We start from the raw sequence: 16719 nt of genomic DNA, 5'->3' as shown, positions 1-16719 counted from the left end.
CCAGAAGCTGCTACCGACGCAGCAGGGAACTTGTTGGTGGCTCCTGCACCCTTTGTTCAAGAGGTCAATACGGTGCCGCCTAACAATCCCCCAGAACCTCAAGATGATGAATTTCGTGGTTTCTTAAATCAGGCGTTGACCATTGCGGTTGCTGATTTACTGGCTAATGATACTGACCCAGATGAGGATGTTCTTACTGTTACAGGTGTTAGCAATCCCGAAAATGCTACAGTAAGATTAGATGGTGATAATGTCATCTTTACGCCGCAAGCTGATTTTACCGGAAATGCTGGTTTTGTCTACACAGTTAGTGATGGAACTGATACAGCTACGGCTAATGTGACGGTTACAGTTAACCCAACTCCTGGAGTGACAGTTGAACCTACAGCAGGCTTGGTCACTGCTGAAGACGGACAAACCGACAGATTTACAGTGGTACTGGATAGCCCACCGACTGCTAATGTATCCATTGGGGTTAGTAGTTCCAATCCACAGGAAGGGGTTGTTAGTCCTAATCAGTTGGTATTTACTCCCGCTAATTGGAATCAAGCCCAAACTGTAACTGTGACAGGGGTTCCTGATGATGGCCGTGTTGACGGAGATCAACCCTATCAAATAATTTTAGCTCCTACAGTCAGTTCCGATCCGCTCTTTGATGGTCTCAATGTGCCTGATGTATCGGTGCTTAACCTGGATTTGGATGTTGCTCCTCCCATACCTCGTCCTCCAGTTCAACCGCCGGAAGTCGAACAGCCGGAAGTCGAACAGCCGGAAGTCGAACAGCCTACTATACCTCCCATTGATATCAATTCGGTCAGACCTCCTATACCTGGCATTGCTGATGCGAATTTGGGCTTTATTACTCAGGCTTCCTTAGAGTTCCCAAATCAGTTATTTGGTACGGATGATCCTGATTTGATTCTAGGTAGTGCTTCGGATGAAACTTTGCTAGGTTTTCAGGGTAATGACTTCCTTCAGGGAACTGCTGGTAATAATACCCTGTTTGGAGGTCAGGGTAATGATACGCTTGTGGGTGGCAATGGTAATGATGTGCTGTTTGGAAATAAGGATGATGATATCCTATTTGGACAGGGTGGTAATGATACCCTCTTCGGAGGTCAGGGCAATGATACCTTAATCGGTGGTGCTGGTAATAATGAACTCTGGGGCGATAAGGGTAATGATGTCTTGTACGGAGGAATGCGAGGGATTGATACTCTGCGGGGAGGAGAGGGTAATGATACCTTTATCCTGGTTCCTGGGGATGGCTACAGTGTGGTAGCTGATTTTCAGATGAATCAAGACTTAATTATTCTGCCAGGAACTCCAGCTAATTACGAGATTGGTGATTTACCCCAGGGATTTGCTAATGCTACGGCGATTTACCAAGTTAATCCGCCTAACTCGGAAACTCCCAGGGAACTGGTGGGAGTCTTGCAAGGGTTGACTGATATCAGTTTGCAAGATGATAATATCTTCAGGTTTGTCTAGTGTCTGGTGCTGTCTAGTATTGATGGAAATTTTGCCATTGGTTTGCTAAACTAAATAAGGCTCAAATTCATCAAGTAAATACCTAGTTGGACTGGAAAGCCTGTGACTTAATTTAATAAGTGTACCTACTAACAGTAGAGGCAAGGCATACTTTGTCTCTACTTTTTTATCTATCTAGGTTGGATATCCATGTGGTGAATTTCAATAATTAAGTCTATTTTTTCGGAGGATGATTTCCTAAAGCGATCGCCACATTTTGCCCCCCAAATCCAAACCCTAAACACAGCACATTATTGACCACCGTTGACCGGGGAGTGGTGACTACATCTAGGGGAAATTCTAAATCCTGTAACCCTACACAAGGCGGTAAAAGTTGCTGTTCTAATGCCTTTAAACAAAAGGCGACCCCCAAAGCACCAGAAGCGCCTAAAGTGTGACCTGTTGCGCCTTTGGTGGAACTCACCGCTACACCATGGGGGAATAGTTGATTAATAATAAAGGCTTCGTGTTTATCATTTAAAATGGTAGCAGTTCCGTGGGCGTGAATATAGTCAATATCAGTAGGATGAAGATGGCTGTCATTAAGGCTTCTTTGAATAGCAGCGATCGCACTTTTTCCCTCACCATCGGGCTTATTATGATAGCAGGCATCCACGGTGACACCAAAGCCTAAAATACTCCCATAAATCTTACCATGGCGGCGATGGGCAAGTTCTGCTGACTCCAATACCAAAAGCGCCGCGCCTTCTCCCAAGGCTAAACCATCTCGCCGCCGAGAAAATGGGTAAGCAGACCGAGAGGCTAAAGCACCCATTTTGGCAAATCCGATTAAACTTAGGGGAGTAATGGGAGCCTCGAGTGCCCCAACGATCACGCGCTGACATTGTTGGGTTTTAATTAACTCAAATCCTTGAGCGATCGCCCACAGTCCGGTCGCACAAGCAGCCATAGGACTCAATACCGGACCTTCAGAGCCAATTATAGCGGCGATCGTAGCAGCTAGTTGACCATGCAGAAAACCAGGGAATAATCCCAGACAACTGTCTGTAGTGTCCCTAGCCAGTCCTTCTAAATCGGCTTGGTAGCCACGAGAAGACCCCACTACTACCCCACAATCAGTTAAGGGAAATTCTAACCCGGCATCTGCTAAAGTCTCAGCTACCGTCGGCTGAATTAGTGGCTGTAGGTGGGTGGGTTGGCTTCCCCACATTGCTAGAGGCGACGGGGGAAGTTCCGGGAAAGGTTGAGACAAGGCGATCGCCGTCTGACCCTTAATGATAGCTTCCCAAGTCTGGTTAAGATCACCACTAGCCGAACGCAAACCTATTCCGGTAACCACAACATCCACAGCCACTTACCAACCCAGAAACTGAGTTTCTTGTTGCAAATCGTAACAATCTGCTAATTTTGGAGGTTCTCTAACCCCGTAATAATCTTAGCCGACTCAATGCGATCGCCCTGTTCAATTTGGTCTACAACCGCCATACCATCGACAACATAGCCAAAAACCGCATAATTGCCATCTAGGAAAGGCAAATCCGACAGAGCAAAATAGAACTGAGAGGAAGCAGAATCAGGTAATGCGGAACGAGCCATAGCTACCGCCCCCCGGGTATGGCTTAATAGGGGAGCCACATTAATCTTAGCCTGATCAAAGGTTTTGCCATAAATCGGTTCATCCGCATTCCTCGGTTTAATTTCCAAGGGGATATAGCGCTGTTGGGAAGTCTCCGGGTCAATAAATCCCCCCGTACCTAACCGAGAAGTCGGAACAGTTTCATCCTTACTTTGGGGGTCGCCACCCTGAACCACAAAAGGTTGTGGGTCGCGCACGACACGATGAAAAGACACCCCATCATAAACCCCACGATTAACTAGATCTACAAAATTTCCCGCCGTAATTGGGGCTGCTATGCCGTCTACCTCAATGGTAATCGGCGATCCGTTAACCGTCATGACAATAGTTGCCTTTCCTTCGAGTCTTGGTAAATTGCTCATTATGCTTGAATTATTAGTTGCAGAAATGGAAGCAGCCCTTTGACTGCCGCCGGGTGGCGTGGTATTTTGGACCCCCATGGAGTCCCCAACTGATGGGCTACCACAGCCCGTTACCAGAACTAGGAACACCAGAGACAAAAGCCACAGCCACCCTCTAATCATGTTTAGTAGTCTATTTTTCATGTACCTGATGTTAAAGTCCCTCCAAGGGAACCTGTAGAAACTTAGCCAGTTGGGCCCCATCATTTTCTAGCTCAGATAAAGCCATAGGCTGGCCCACCCTGGTTAAAGGAATTTCCCGCCTGTCCTTTAATTTTAGATACAAGGCGCGACGGGGGCTAAGTCCTTCTTTGAGATCTACCCGAATAGATTGGACTTGGGAACGATTGCAGTTGAACTCAACCCGGCGGTTCTTGCCAGGAAACCCCCAACGAAAAATCTCGATTTCCCCAGTTTCCTGGTCAAATCTATTGTAACCGCCACCAAGATCCCAGATAACGACTAGCCATAGGTATGTCGCTAATAATATGGCAGCAGTGCCATAAAGTCCCATGACCAGCCCCTGGGGAAGAAAAATTAGTTGGGAAGGGTCAGCAAAGGGTAACAGGTTCTGGCCCAAATAGCTGGAAAGCCCAGCCAGCAGAAAACCTACCCCGCCAATAGTGATTGTGGTCGCCCAAAAGTAGTTACTGAAGCGACGCGAACCTAAGATTTGCTTTTCAAGAATGCGATCGCCCATAGCGGCCTTTTCTGTCTGTGTGTTCATAAAAATCTCAGAAATCTTTGCCAAAAATGTGAACTGTAATATATATTTATGTTAACTTGCTTAACAAAGCATGATCTTTAGAAAATCCCGAGGAACGTTCTCAAATGACTATAGCAGTCGAGCGCCCTCAAGTCACTAGAGGATGGTTTGATGTCCTCGATGACTGGCTGAAGCGCGATCGGTTCGTATTTGTGGGATGGTCGGGTATCCTGCTTTTCCCCTGCGCCTATCTATCTATCGGGGGATGGTTGACAGGAACCACCTTTGTTACCTCTTGGTACACCCACGGACTCGCCAGTTCCTACCTAGAAGGTTGCAACTTTCTGACCGCTGCCGTCAGCACCCCCGCTAACAGTTTGGGGCACTCCCTACTGTTCCTGTGGGGTCCCGAAGCTCAGTGGGACTTTACCCGCTGGTGCCAATTAGGGGGTTTATGGGCTTTTGTAGCCCTGCATGGAGCTTTCGCACTGATTGGGTTCTGCCTGCGTCAGTTGGAAATCGCCCGGTTGGTTGGCATTCGTCCTTATAATGCGATCGCTTTCACCGGCCCTATTGCCGTGTTCGTGAGCGTATTCTTAATGTACCCCTTGGGTCAGTCGGGGTGGTTCTTTGCTCCCAGCTTTGGTGTAGCAGGTATCTTCCGGTTTATCCTATTTTTCCAAGGATTCCACAACTGGACTCTAAACCCCTTCCACATGATGGGAGTTGCGGGAATCCTCGGCGGTGCGCTACTATGTGCTATTCATGGTGCTACAGTAGAAAACACCCTGTTTGAAGACGGAGAAGGATCTAACACCTTCCGAGCCTTTGAACCGACCCAAGCGGAAGAAACCTATTCCATGGTGACAGCCAACCGCTTTTGGTCTCAAATTTTCGGTATTGCTTTTTCAAACAAACGTTGGTTACACTTCTTCATGCTGTTCGTTCCCGTAACAGGTCTGTGGATGTGTTCCATCGGTGTAGTGGGTCTAGCTGTAAACCTGCGTGCTTATGACTTCGTGTCACAAGAATTACGCGCCGCAGAAGATCCGGAGTTTGAAACCTTCTATACTAAGAACATTCTGCTCAACGAGGGTATTCGCGCTTGGATGGCTCCAGCCGATCAACCTCATCAAAACTTTGTATTCCCTGAGGAGGTATTACCGCGTGGTAACGCTCTCTAGCAATTCTTACTTAGGCGGTCGCGACCAAGAATCCACAGGGTTCGCCTGGTGGTCTGGTAACGCTCGTTTAATCAATCTTTCTGGAAAACTGCTGGGCGCTCATGTAGCCCATGCTGGACTCATTGTATTCTGGGCTGGGGCAATGGCCCTGTTTGAAGTGTCCCACTTCGTTCCCGAAAAGCCCATGTATGAGCAAGGTCTGATTCTGTTGCCTCACTTGGCTACCCAAGGTTGGGGTGTCGGGCCTGGTGGTGAAGTGATTAACACTTTCCCCTACTTTGTCGTCGGCGTACTACACTTGATCTCCTCTGCAGTTCTCGGCTTAGGTGGCATTTATCACGCTGTTCGTGGTCCTGAAGTCCTGGAAGAATATTCCTCCTTCTTCGGATACGACTGGAAAGATAAAAACCAAATGACCAACATCATCGGTTATCACCTGATTCTGTTGGGCTGCGGTGCGCTTCTACTCGTATTCAAAGCCATGTTCTTTGGCGGTGTCTACGATACTTGGGCTCCTGGTGGTGGTGACGTTCGCATCATCAACAATCCTACCCTAAACCCGTTGGTTATCTTTGGCTACCTACTTAAAGCCCCCTTCGGTGGTGAAGGTTGGATAATTGGTGTGGACAACATGGAAGATATCATCGGCGGTCATATCTGGATCGGTCTGATCTGCATCGCTGGTGGTGTTTGGCACATCTTGACTAAGCCCTTTGGTTGGGCTCGTCGTGCCTTCATCTGGTCTGGAGAAGCCTATCTATCCTACAGCCTCGGTGCTTTGTCTCTGATGGCTTTCATTGCCTCTGCTTTCGTCTGGTTTAACAACACCGCTTATCCCAGCGAATTCTATGGCCCCACTAACGCTGAAGCATCCCAAGCTCAGTCCTTTGTGTTCCTAGTTCGTGACCAAAAACTCGGTGCTAACATCGGTTCCGCCCAAGGCCCCACTGGTCTGGGTAAATACCTGATGCGCTCCCCCACTGGTGAAATCATCTTCGGTGGTGAAACTATGCGTTTCTGGGACTTCAAAGGCCCCTGGCTTGAGCCTCTGCGTGGACCTAACGGCCTTGACCTGAACAAGCTCAAAAATGACATTCAGCCTTGGCAAGTACGTCGCGCTGCTGAGTACATGACCCATGCTCCTAACGGTTCTATCAACTCCGTAGGCGGTATCATTACTGAAGCTCAAGGGTTCAACTACGTTAACCCCCGTGCTTGGCTGGCTGCTTCTCACTTTATTCTCGCTTTCTTCTTCCTGGTTGGTCACTTGTGGCACGCAGGTCGCGCCCGCGCTGCTGTGGCTGGCTTTGAAAAAGGAATTGATCGCGAGACTGAGCCAGTTCTCGCTATGCCTGACCTAGACTAATTCAGTCTCCTTAATTCTCCCTTTATAACAGGGGGAATTAGAGGTTGATTTCCTAACAGTTAGGAAAATTTACCCCACCTATAAACGGTGGGGTTTTTCGCACTTTGATGGGACTTTATTTCCCCGTTTCCGCTGTTTCCATAAAAATTGTTTGGGCGCTTAGTTCAGGAGCCTTATCAGCCGGTTGACGCTGAATATAAATCCCGTCAGACTGTAAATCCCAAGCATGACGATTATCTGATAGCATAATCCCTAGGATTTCCTGTAAATCTTTGACAATTTTCGGATCTTCTACTGGTGCGATCGCCTCTACTCGTCGGTTTAAATTTCTCGGCATCCAATCTGCTGAACCAATATAAACCTCCTCCTCACCATGATTGTGGAAATAGAAAATCCGAGAGTGTTCCAGAAATCGCCCCACAATACTAATTACATTGATATTTTCACTAATTCCTTTCACCCCCGGACGTAAACAACAAATCCCTCGCACAATTAAATCAATCGTTACTCCCGCCATGGAAGCCTCATAAAGAGTAGCAATTATTTCCGGGTCTACTAAAGAATTCATCTTCGCCACAATTCGCCCCGTCTTCCCGGCGTTACAGTTGTCAATTTCCCGGCGAATTAAACCCAAAAAGCGATCGCGCATATTCACAGGCGCAACCAGCAATTTTCGATAGGACTGTTGGCGAGAATACCCCGTCAAGAAATTAAACAAATCCGTTAAATCCTCTCCCAACTCTTCCCGACAACTAAACAACCCCAAATCTGTATAAAGTTTCGCCGTTTTCGGGTTATAGTTCCCCGTACCAATATGAACATAACGGCGGATATGACCTTCTTCATGGCGCACAACCATCACAATTTTGGTATGGGTTTTTAACCCCACCACCCCATAAACCACATGAACTCCCCGCTGTTCTAACTTCCGCGCCCAATGAATATTATTTTCCTCATCAAATCGCGCCTTTAACTCCACTAAAGCCGCCACCTGTTTACCATTCTCCGCCGCCGCAATGAGAGCATTAATAATTGGCGAATCCCCAGAAGTTCGGTACAAAGTCATCTTAATCGCCAACACATTCGGATCATCCGCCGCCTGGGTAATAAACTGCTGTACCGTCGCTGAAAAAGATTGATAGGGATGATGCACCAATACATCACCCTGTCGAATAATTGCAAAAATATCCTTTTCCAGTTCCCCATTACTCGAACAGGTAGTTTCATCACTATCAGCTAACCATTTGGGTAGAGCCGGAGTCCAATCAGGATCTTTTAACTCCGGTATAGGAAGGCCTATAAATGACATCAAATCCTTCAGGTCTAGCAGTCCATCTAAGCTATAAATATCCTCTGGATCTATTTCTAGTTCCTCCATTAACATATCTCGGATATACTCAGGCATGGCGGTATTTACTTCTAATCTCACCACCGAACCGCCTAAACGTCGCTTTCTTAACTCCTGTTCAATCGCTAGTAATAAATCATCTCCCTCATCCTCCTGAACCGATAAATCCGCATCCCGGGTAATTCGGAAGGGATAGTAATCGAGGATATTCATTCCGGGAAATAGAGATTCCAAATTATGAGCAATTAGCTGTTCAATTGGAACTCCCGCCCAAAAACAACTTTCGCTCTCTTCCCGTTTCTGGAATTGGTCGGGAATAGCAATAAATCTAGGTAATAGTTTCGGGACTTTAATTCGAGCCAATAGATCTTCGTTAGTTTCGGGATTTTTTAGCACCACCACTAGATTAAGACTGAGGTTAGATAAGTAGGGAAAAGGATGGCTTCTATCAATGGCTAACGGAGTGAGAACTGGGAAAATTTGTGACTCGAAATACTCGTGTAAATAGTTCCGCTGTTCCTGATTTAAGTCAATGTAGTTCAGGAGGTGAATATTATGTTGTCCTAGTTCAGGTTTGATAATTTTATCAAAAACATTATGTTGCTCAGATACCATGGGTAGCAACTTCTCGTGAATTTCTGTAAGCTGCTGTCTGGGAGTGCGACCGTCAGGGGTACGTTTATTAACATGGGCTTCCATTTGGCGTTTTAACCCGGCTACCCTCACCATAAAAAATTCGTCTAAATTGGAACTAAATATTGCCATGAATTTTAGACGCTCTAATAGTGGCGTGCGAGGATCTAATGCTTCCGCTAGTACCCGGCGGTTAAATTCTAGCCAACTCAGTTCTCGGTTAAAAAAGTATTGAGGGTCCTTCATGTCAATTTTGACAGATGTGGAGTTGTCGGTTTTTTTAGATTTTGCCATAATCTCAAATTAATCCCGGGAGTCCGGGAAACAGGTGATTGATTGGATAATACCTGAATCGGGTAACAGGTAATACATACTACAGGAAGTTTAACACTGAAAAGTAGGGGTAAGCTGTGCCTGGTCTTTACTTACCACAGGGAACAGCCAACTCCCTAATTATCCTGGCAGTTACTATATGTTAAATTTTTGTTAAGTATGATTCAAGCGATCGCCTTTTGATATTTAATTAGGATTAACCCCCAATCTCTGCCCATATATATAGGCAATTCCACATTATTTAACCGCTGAAAGACACAATAATTATTAATGCCAAAACTATGATTGATGTGACGAATAACACCGCCGTAAATATCAGGCAACCTTTACCCGAAAAATTCCCGGCTGAATAGTTTTTAATATTGTTTATATCTTCCCCTTCACAATCACTTAAATATGACTCTAATATATCGACATTTTTAACATTGGCTTGCCAAAATACATCAAATAAATCACCAAATATTGGCACACTTCCTAACACCGTATCTATGACAATATTGTATGTCATAATCAGCAATAATTTCTTAGGTACACCTAATTGCAAAGACCTAAACACAATATATGCAGCTAATACCGCTCCCCATAAATCACCACCACCAGGAATTAATCCGATGAGAGGATCTAAACCAATACCTTGGGAAGTTCCGGGAATGCGAATAGCTCGATCTAAAAAATCACTAAATTGTCTGAGTTCTCGTAGTGCGATCGCTTTTTTCAAAGAACCTCCTCGACAAATTCCCAAAAAAATAGAGGGATATTAATATAATACCCTCTATCATAGAATCCGAGTCAAATTATCTGCAATACTCAACCTTTACTAACTTATTTAGCTTCGGTGAAGTCCGCATCAATTACATCATCAGAACCGCCTCCATCACCATCAGTAGGACCAGCACCCGGTCCAGGCCCCTCAGCACCCGGCGCAGCGCCACCAGCTTGCTGATATAGATTACTGCTGAGAGTATATAGCGCCTGTTGCAGATCTGTAGTCAAGGTTTTAATCTGATCATCATTTTCCTGAGCGATCGCATCCCGCAGGTCCTTAATCATAGCCTCAATCTTAGACTTATCATCAGCGGGAACCTTATCACCCAGTTCCGAAATTTGCTTTTCAGCCTGATAAGCCAAAGTATCAGCCTGGTTCTTACGGTCAATACGTTCACGGCGTTCACGGTCGGTGGCTGCATTCTTTTCAGCTTCCTTAACCATGCGTTCAACTTCCGTATCCGGTAAAGTCGAAGCACCAGTAATGCTGATAGATTGTTCCTTACCAGTACCCTTATCCTTAGCAGTAACATTCAAGATACCATTGGCATCAATATCAAAAGTTACCTCAATTTGAGGAACACCACGGGGAGCCGGAGGAATCCCATCGAGGCGGAAAGTTCCCAAACTCTTGTTATCATTGGACATTTCCCGTTCACCCTGGAGAACGTGAATTTCCACATTAGTCTGACCATCAACTGCTGTTGAGAACACCTCAGACTTCTTAGTAGGAATAGTGGTATTACGGGGAATAATCTTAGTCATCACACCGCCCAGGGTTTCCACACCCAGAGACAGAGGAGTAACATCTAGCAGCAGAATATCCTTAACCTCACCAGCCAGAACACCCGCTTGAATCGCAGCACCCACAGCCACCACTTCATCAGGGTTCACCGTTTGGTTAGGTTCCTTACCCAGAACCCGTTTAACCAACTCCTTAACCGCTGGAATACGGGTAGAACCTCCTACCATTACCACTTCATTAATAGCAGACTTATCCAGTTTCGCATCCCGGATCGCATTTTCCACAGGAATGCGACAGCGGTCAATTAAATCAGAGCAGATTTCCTCAAACTTAGCGCGGGTGAGGGTCATATCCAAATGTTTAGGACCATCGCTAGTCGCCGTAATAAACGGCAAGTTAATTTCAGCTTGGGTAACGCTAGATAGTTCCTGCTTCGCTTTTTCCGACGCTTCTGTTAGACGTTGTAGCGCCTGTTTATCCTTACGCAGATCAACACCTTCTGCTTTCATGAACTCCCCAGCGAGGTAGTCCACTATTTTTTTGTCAAAGTCATCACCACCGAGGTGAGTATCACCAGAGGTAGCCAATACTTCAAATACCCCATCACCCACTTCTAGGATGGAAACATCAAAAGTACCACCCCCAAGGTCAAAGACTAAAATAGTCTCATTGCTTTTTTTATCCATCCCATAGGCTAGGGAAGCAGCGGTAGGCTCGTTGATAATCCGCTTAACTTCAACACCAGCAATTTTACCAGCATCCTTAGTCGCTTGGCGTTGAGAGTCATTAAAGTAAGCCGGAACAGTGATTACAGCTTCCGTTACCGTTTCCCCTAGATAGGTACTAGCATCTTCCACCAGTTTGCGTAGTACCTGGGCGGAAATTTCCTCTGGCGCAAATTGTCTATCTCGTGCGGGACAGTCTAGCTTAACGTTGCCGCTACTGTCTCTGAGAACCTTGTAAGAAACTTCTGTAGACTCATTACTAACTTCTTCCTGCTTACGACCAATGAACCGTTTTACTGAATAGAATGTGTTGTCCGGGTTCATGACCGCTTGGCGCTTGGCGATTTGTCCCACTAGCTGATCGCCATTTTTAGCATAAGCAACTACTGACGGGGTGGTGCGAAGACCCTCTGCATTGGCTATTACAGTGGGTTTACCACCTTCCATTACCGCTACACAAGAGTTTGTGGTTCCTAAGTCAATTCCAACTACTTTTCCCATATTGGTGTCTTGGCTCCTATCATAACTACAAAATCGGCTTTACTCAGGCGCTATTGATTTGCCCAAGTATCTGACCACAGGTCAAACCTGGAAACTTTAATTTAGTCCGGGGGTTCTTATTTGAATAAGATCTTCAGGATCGATTCTTATCTCTATACTGTGGGTGGTTAGTCATTTTGATGAAGGGGTATTTACCGAACCTCTAGGGACGGTTAGACTCCTTGCCAACTAACCTTTCCTCGCTGTTGGCGATATCTATTGAATACTGTAGAGGTAGCGATCGCATTTGATGTGGTGGCAAACCCTAACTCCCAGGTTGTATTTCCCGTCCATGGGAAATTAGCGATCATACTGTTGTGTGTCGTTGGTTAGTTCACGCTAATTGGCAGTCTGAAAAACCATCACTAAACATTTTGATAAAAAATGTACAGACAAGGCACGCCCTGTCTATAAGCACGCCTTGTCTCTTTGATCTTGGTGGTTGATTTCACCAGAAACTGGTTATTCCATTGCCTTGTCACCCGCCGCCTGTAGACGGGCTCTGGCACGCTTTAACCCTTGCTTCGCTTTCATTTGCTCCTGCACATTCCCACCAGCGTTAGCAGCTTCTACGGCTGCTTGAGCTTGATTATAGGCTTCGCGGGCTGTCCCCACATCAATATTTGCACCTTTCTCGGCACCATTGACCAGAACAGTTATTTCATTATTTTGAACTTCGGCAAACCCTTCCATGAGGGCAATAGTCACCCATTCATTTTTAGCTCTCACTCTCATAACTCCCGGATCTAAAGCCGTTAGTAGGGGAGCGTGATCACTAAGAATACCAAGCTGACCGGTAGTGCTTGGGAGAATCACCTCTTGAGCCGTATCATCCCAAACCGTTTGGTCAGGGGCTATAACACGCACAGTTAATGTCATTTTCAGTTATTAATAGTAAAATCCACAATTGAAGCGCCTTTTTTGCACTCAAGAATCAGAATCAGGCGGATTATCTCCTCTGACTCTGATTCTCTAACTACACCTTTGCAGGTTAATCAGACCGAGTTATTTATTCTCAGCCTTCATTTTTTCCCATTTAGCGATCGCCATATCGATATCACCGACCATATAGAAGGCTTGTTCTGGCATATCGTCAAGTTCTCCATTGAGAATCATCTGGAAGCCCTTAATAGTTTTTTCCAGGGGCACATATTGACCCGGAGAACCAGTAAACACCTCAGCCACAAAGAAAGGCTGAGATAGGAACCGTTCAATTTTCCGAGCCCGAGCCACAACCAGGCGGTCTTCCTCAGAAAGTTCATCAAGACCCAGAATCGCGATAATATCTTGCAGTTCTTTATAGCGCTGCAAAGTAGACTGTACAGCACGAGCGGTCTGGTAGTGTTCTTCCCCGACCACACTAGGCTGTAACATAGTGGAACTGGAATCGAGGGGGTCAACCGCCGGATAAATACCCTTAGATGCCAAAGAACGAGACAATACAGTGGTCGCGTCCAAGTGAGCGAAAGTAGTAGCCGGAGCCGGGTCGGTCAAGTCATCAGCCGGAACATATACCGCTTGAATAGAGGTAATCGAGCCTTCTTTCGTAGAAGTAATCCGTTCTTGCAGCTCACCCATTTCCGTCCCCAACGTGGGCTGATATCCCACAGCAGAAGGCATCCGTCCCAGGAGAGCAGACACTTCCGAACCCGCTTGTACAAACCGGAAGATATTGTCAATAAATAATAGAACGTCTTGTTTACTGACATCACGGAAGTATTCAGCCATTGTCAGAGCCGACAGAGCCACCCGCATCCGCGCTCCGGGGGGTTCATTCATTTGTCCATAAACCAGAGCCACCTTAGACTGACCCAGATCTTCTTTGTTAATTACGCCGGACTCGATCATTTCGTTGTAGAGGTCATTCCCTTCGCGGGTACGTTCTCCCACACCACCAAACACGGAAACACCCCCGTGAGCCTTAGCGATGTTGTTGATCAACTCCATAATAATTACAGTTTTACCAACACCAGCCCCCCCAAATAGGCCGATTTTGCCTCCACGACGATAGGGAGCCAACAGGTCTACCACTTTAATGCCTGTTTCAAAGACCGATGGGCTAGTCTCCAAATCTACAAAAGCGGGTGCGGGGCGGTGGATAGAAGAAGTTTCATCATTGGGAACCGGACCCAGGTTATCAATGGGTTCGCCCACCACGTTAAAGATACGACCTAGAGTTCCAGAACCCACCGGAACCTGAATCGCTCTCCCTGTGTCTGTGGCTTCCATACCCCGAACCAAGCCATCTGTACCACTCATGGCAACCGATCGCACTTGGTTATCCCCAAGAAGTTGCTGAACTTCACAGACCACGGAAATCTCTTGGCCGGCTTCGTTTTTGCCAGAGATTTTCAGAGCGTTGTAGATTTCCGGCAGTTTGCCATCAGGGAACTTAATATCTACAACTGGACCAATTACTTGGGTAATGTAGCCGATTTTTGTTTTTTCTGCGGTGCTGACCATGCTTTCGCCTATTTCCTTATTTCGCTAATCCGATGTTTCGGCAAGCTTTAGAAGAATTTAATATTGCCATTTCTTAGGGTATCACTCTATGGAGACATCAAGAACAACTTAGCTGATAAAATTGATACCGTCCCCAAAAACTATCCTTCCTTACCACCCCCATTTTTTTGGTCAGTGGGCGGGCTTGCTTTTTGTCTTTCACCGTGCTATTATTTGATATAATCGAAATATTGCCGTTTTTTGGATTTTAGCAAATATTCCATTATTAAACAATATGTCAATATATTAGCATTAACTCTGGGTGGTTGTCAACCCCTGGGGGCTTTTTTTGGGAGGGTCGCCCTAAAGGTTTCTAGGAGAAGGTGACAGAGGGGGGTCGCCCCAGGTCATCAATGCTAGGTCGGGGTCATCCTCGAAGGCTTCCGGGGAAAAGTGACCCGGCGATTGTGGCCATTGTCCGATAAGAGAGTCCAAAGGCGATCGCCCTCTTTTTGGAAGTGAAACCCGGCCGCCCGGAGGATGTTTGAATAGGCTCCAAGTCCCCCGGGTGAAACTGACAACCCATAATCGATCGCATTTTTCCATGATTATGCAACAGGAGACCCAACCCGGCGGCGACCCGGCGAATGAGTGCGCTGGCGAAAAATCCCGACTGGCGATCGTACTGACTACAGTTTTCCCAAGCCGGAATCTAAAAGTCGATAAAATTAATCATTAATAATTGATAATTTTATAGTAGGTAATATAACTCCCCCCAAAAAGCCGATTTCCAGAAACCCGGTTTCTGATCCCGCTAACTAATTAATAATTTTACATGAGCAACCCCGTTTGTGTCTGTGCTGGGTTGGCTTTCTTGTGCTAAACTGGTGATGAAAGTGGCAAAAACCCGGTTTCTGAGTTGAAGGTGATCATGAGACTCCATGGCTTTGGAAATCCCACCTCTGCTCAAATTTTAGTCATAATTGAGGTAGAGTAGCAGGAGGTACAATCATGTCAAATCCCACCGAAAAGACCATGGGCCGAATTATCACGACTTTAACCATAACGAACCGGATCGACCAAGCCAATGCCAGACAAGGTTTGATTCCAGTCGAACAAGTGCGATCGCTAACTTTAAATAATGTTCTGGTGGATACAGGAGCTACGACATTATGCCTTCCTTCCAATGCGATCGCCCAATTAGGTTTAGAATTACTAAAAGAAGTTGATGTAGCCACGGCTAACGGATTCAGTAAAGCCAGAGTTTTCCGAGACGCTAGTATTTCCCTATTGGGTAGAGAAGGAACTTTTGAATGCTTAGAATTACCTGGAGGACGCGACCCGCTTTTGGGGGTTTTGCCTTTGGAAGCATTAGGAATCGAACTGGATTTGACAAATCAGCAATTAAAGCTATTACCCGAAACCTCAATGGACACTTATTTAACTATTTTGTAATTGAAAGCGATCGCTTGGATAATTAATAATTAATAATTAATAATTGTAGGGTCGGGTTCTGCGAATACCTCTCCTCCCAACGAACTCCCCTAAATCAGGTGGATTGGGTTGATTTTCTGGCAGTTATTAAGTTAAACTGGTAATATCGCTCAATCAATTTATTCTGTGATGGCAATGGTTACACTTCAAATTGAAAACTTGCCTGATGAATTATACTATCTAATTCAAAATATTGCCTCTGAAAATAATCTTACTGTTAATGAGGCAGTTTCTTTATTGTAGCGTTAGGCGGCGACCAACTTGAGATTTTTACGAAAATTTACCAATCCGCCGTAACGCACCAATATTTAGCCAAAAAGGTGCGTTACGTTGGCAATAGAGATGGTTAATTGGAGGCAGAAATTTACCCCCAACTAACGCACCCTACCAAAGACTTACTGAGAAATTTTACTTGATTGTAGGGTGCGTTAGGCGGCGACCAACTTGAGATTTTTACGAAAATTTAGCAATCTGCCGTAACGCACCAATATTTAGCCAAAAAGGTGCGTTACGTTGGCAATAGAGATGGTTAATTGGAGGCAGAAATTTACCCCCAACTAACGCACCCTACCAAAGACTTACTGAGAAATTTTACTTGATTGTAGGGTGCGTTAGGCGGCGACCAACTTGAGATTTTTACGAAAATTTAGCAATCTGCCGTAACGCACCAATATTTAGCCAAAAAGGTGCGTTACGTTGGCAATAGAGATGGTTAATTGGAGGCAGAAATTTACCCCCAACTAACGCACCCTACCAAAGACTTACTGAGAAATTTTACTTGATTGTAGGGTGCGTTAGGCGGCGACCAACTTGAGATTTTTACGAAAATTTAGCAATCCGCCGTAACGCACCAATATTTAGCCAAAAAGTGAGTTTCTTTATTGTAGCGTTAGGCGGCGACCAACTTGAG

Annotated in this window: 14 protein-coding genes; 5 read left to right on the top strand and 9 right to left on the bottom strand. The window is 45.8% G+C overall.

Annotation, left to right across the window (positions count from 1 at the left end; translation table 11 throughout):
* Nucleotides 1-1491, top strand: a 1491-nt coding sequence (locus tag P5683_RS07560) for an Ig-like domain-containing protein (RefSeq protein ID WP_315669430.1), incomplete at its 5' end; no start/stop codon positions are given.
* A 214-nt stretch (nucleotides 1492-1705) separates the two neighbouring features.
* Here the strand turns inward: P5683_RS07560 and P5683_RS07555 are convergent.
* From P5683_RS07555 to P5683_RS07545, 3 genes are read right to left on the bottom strand one after another with little or no spacing between them, the layout of a single operon-like run.
* Entirely contained in the window at nucleotides 1706-2845 is a 1140-nt protein-coding gene (locus P5683_RS07555; protein ID WP_315639538.1) for a beta-ketoacyl-ACP synthase, read from the bottom strand.
* A gap of 47 nt (nucleotides 2846-2892) precedes the next feature.
* Complete coding sequence (locus P5683_RS07550; RefSeq protein WP_039933245.1) at nucleotides 2893-3672, bottom strand: peptidylprolyl isomerase; 780 nt, start codon at nucleotides 3670-3672, stop codon at nucleotides 2893-2895.
* Nucleotides 3673-3682: 10 nt separating this feature from the next.
* Nucleotides 3683-4255: a photosystem I assembly protein Ycf4 gene (locus P5683_RS07545; protein WP_008049765.1), complete on the bottom strand. Its 573-nt coding sequence runs from the start codon at nucleotides 4253-4255 to the stop codon at nucleotides 3683-3685.
* 104 nt (nucleotides 4256-4359) lie between these two features.
* Between P5683_RS07545 and psbD the strand changes: the two genes are divergently transcribed.
* Both psbD and psbC read left to right on the top strand, forming a co-directional pair.
* On the top strand, nucleotides 4360-5418 hold the full coding sequence (gene psbD / locus P5683_RS07540) for a photosystem II D2 protein (photosystem q(a) protein) (protein ID WP_006620420.1): 1059 nt from the start codon (nucleotides 4360-4362) through the stop codon (nucleotides 5416-5418).
* Complete coding sequence (gene psbC, locus P5683_RS07535; RefSeq protein ID WP_006620419.1) at nucleotides 5402-6784, top strand: photosystem II reaction center protein CP43; 1383 nt, start codon at nucleotides 5402-5404, stop codon at nucleotides 6782-6784. The genes psbD and psbC overlap by 17 nt, the downstream gene beginning before the upstream one ends.
* Nucleotides 6785-6899: 115 nt before the next feature.
* Here the strand turns inward: psbC and ppk1 are convergent, their stop codons facing one another.
* From ppk1 to atpD, 6 genes are all read right to left on the bottom strand, one after another.
* Nucleotides 6900-9059, bottom strand: coding sequence for a polyphosphate kinase 1 (gene ppk1, locus P5683_RS07530; RefSeq protein ID WP_006620418.1), 2160 nt, complete (start codon nucleotides 9057-9059; stop codon nucleotides 6900-6902).
* Between the two features lie 280 nt (nucleotides 9060-9339).
* Nucleotides 9340-9840 (bottom strand): DUF4112 domain-containing protein, encoded by a 501-nt coding sequence (locus P5683_RS07525; RefSeq protein WP_008049770.1) that lies wholly within the window; start codon nucleotides 9838-9840, stop codon nucleotides 9340-9342.
* 80 nt (nucleotides 9841-9920) lie between these two features.
* On the bottom strand, nucleotides 9921-11834 hold the full coding sequence (gene dnaK, locus P5683_RS07520) for a molecular chaperone DnaK (protein WP_006620415.1): 1914 nt from the start codon (nucleotides 11832-11834) through the stop codon (nucleotides 9921-9923).
* Nucleotides 11835-12046: 212 nt separating this feature from the next.
* Nucleotides 12047-12184 (bottom strand): hypothetical protein, encoded by a 138-nt coding sequence (locus tag P5683_RS07515; protein WP_006620414.1) that lies wholly within the window; start codon nucleotides 12182-12184, stop codon nucleotides 12047-12049.
* Between the two features lie 151 nt (nucleotides 12185-12335).
* Nucleotides 12336-12752 carry an ATP synthase F1 subunit epsilon gene (gene atpC / locus P5683_RS07510; RefSeq protein WP_006620413.1) on the bottom strand — a complete coding sequence of 139 codons (417 nt, stop codon included), beginning with the start codon at nucleotides 12750-12752 and terminating at the stop codon, nucleotides 12336-12338.
* A 126-nt stretch (nucleotides 12753-12878) separates the two neighbouring features.
* Complete coding sequence (atpD, locus tag P5683_RS07505) at nucleotides 12879-14336, bottom strand: F0F1 ATP synthase subunit beta (RefSeq protein ID WP_006620412.1); 1458 nt, start codon at nucleotides 14334-14336, stop codon at nucleotides 12879-12881.
* 547 nt (nucleotides 14337-14883) lie between these two features.
* Here atpD and P5683_RS07500 point away from each other — a divergent pair.
* Nucleotides 14884-15054, top strand: coding sequence for a hypothetical protein (locus P5683_RS07500; protein WP_006620411.1), 171 nt, complete (start codon nucleotides 14884-14886; stop codon nucleotides 15052-15054).
* Nucleotides 15055-15326: 272 nt separating this feature from the next.
* Nucleotides 15327-15770 carry an aspartyl protease family protein gene (locus P5683_RS07495; protein ID WP_006620410.1) on the top strand — a complete coding sequence of 148 codons (444 nt, stop codon included), beginning with the start codon at nucleotides 15327-15329 and terminating at the stop codon, nucleotides 15768-15770.
* The last annotated feature ends 949 nt before the right edge of the window (nucleotides 15771-16719 follow it).

Source organism: Limnospira sp. PMC 1279.21 (genome assembly GCF_032349615.1).
GTDB lineage: Bacteria > Cyanobacteriota > Cyanobacteriia > Cyanobacteriales > Microcoleaceae > Limnospira > Limnospira fusiformis.
The sequence above is the reverse complement of the archived record's forward strand: the minus strand, read 5'-3'. Positions and strand labels throughout refer to the sequence as shown.

Excerpts from the sequence above, each read along its gene's own strand:
- ppk1 (WP_006620418.1), bottom strand. The coding sequence starts at position 9,059 with ATGGCAAAATCTAAAAAAACCGACAACTCCACATCTGTCAAAATTGAC.
- dnaK (WP_006620415.1), bottom strand. The coding sequence starts at position 11,834 with ATGGGAAAAGTAGTTGGAATTGACTTAGGAACCACAAACTCTTGTGTA.
- P5683_RS07545 (WP_008049765.1), bottom strand. The coding sequence starts at position 4,255 with ATGAACACACAGACAGAAAAGGCCGCTATGGGCGATCGCATTCTTGAA.
- P5683_RS07515 (WP_006620414.1), bottom strand. The coding sequence starts at position 12,184 with ATGATCGCTAATTTCCCATGGACGGGAAATACAACCTGGGAGTTAGGG.
- atpD (WP_006620412.1), bottom strand. The coding sequence starts at position 14,336 with ATGGTCAGCACCGCAGAAAAAACAAAAATCGGCTACATTACCCAAGTA.
- P5683_RS07495 (WP_006620410.1), top strand. The coding sequence starts at position 15,327 with ATGTCAAATCCCACCGAAAAGACCATGGGCCGAATTATCACGACTTTA.
- P5683_RS07550 (WP_039933245.1), bottom strand. The coding sequence starts at position 3,672 with ATGAAAAATAGACTACTAAACATGATTAGAGGGTGGCTGTGGCTTTTG.
- psbD (WP_006620420.1), top strand. The coding sequence starts at position 4,360 with ATGACTATAGCAGTCGAGCGCCCTCAAGTCACTAGAGGATGGTTTGAT.
- atpC (WP_006620413.1), bottom strand. The coding sequence starts at position 12,752 with ATGACATTAACTGTGCGTGTTATAGCCCCTGACCAAACGGTTTGGGAT.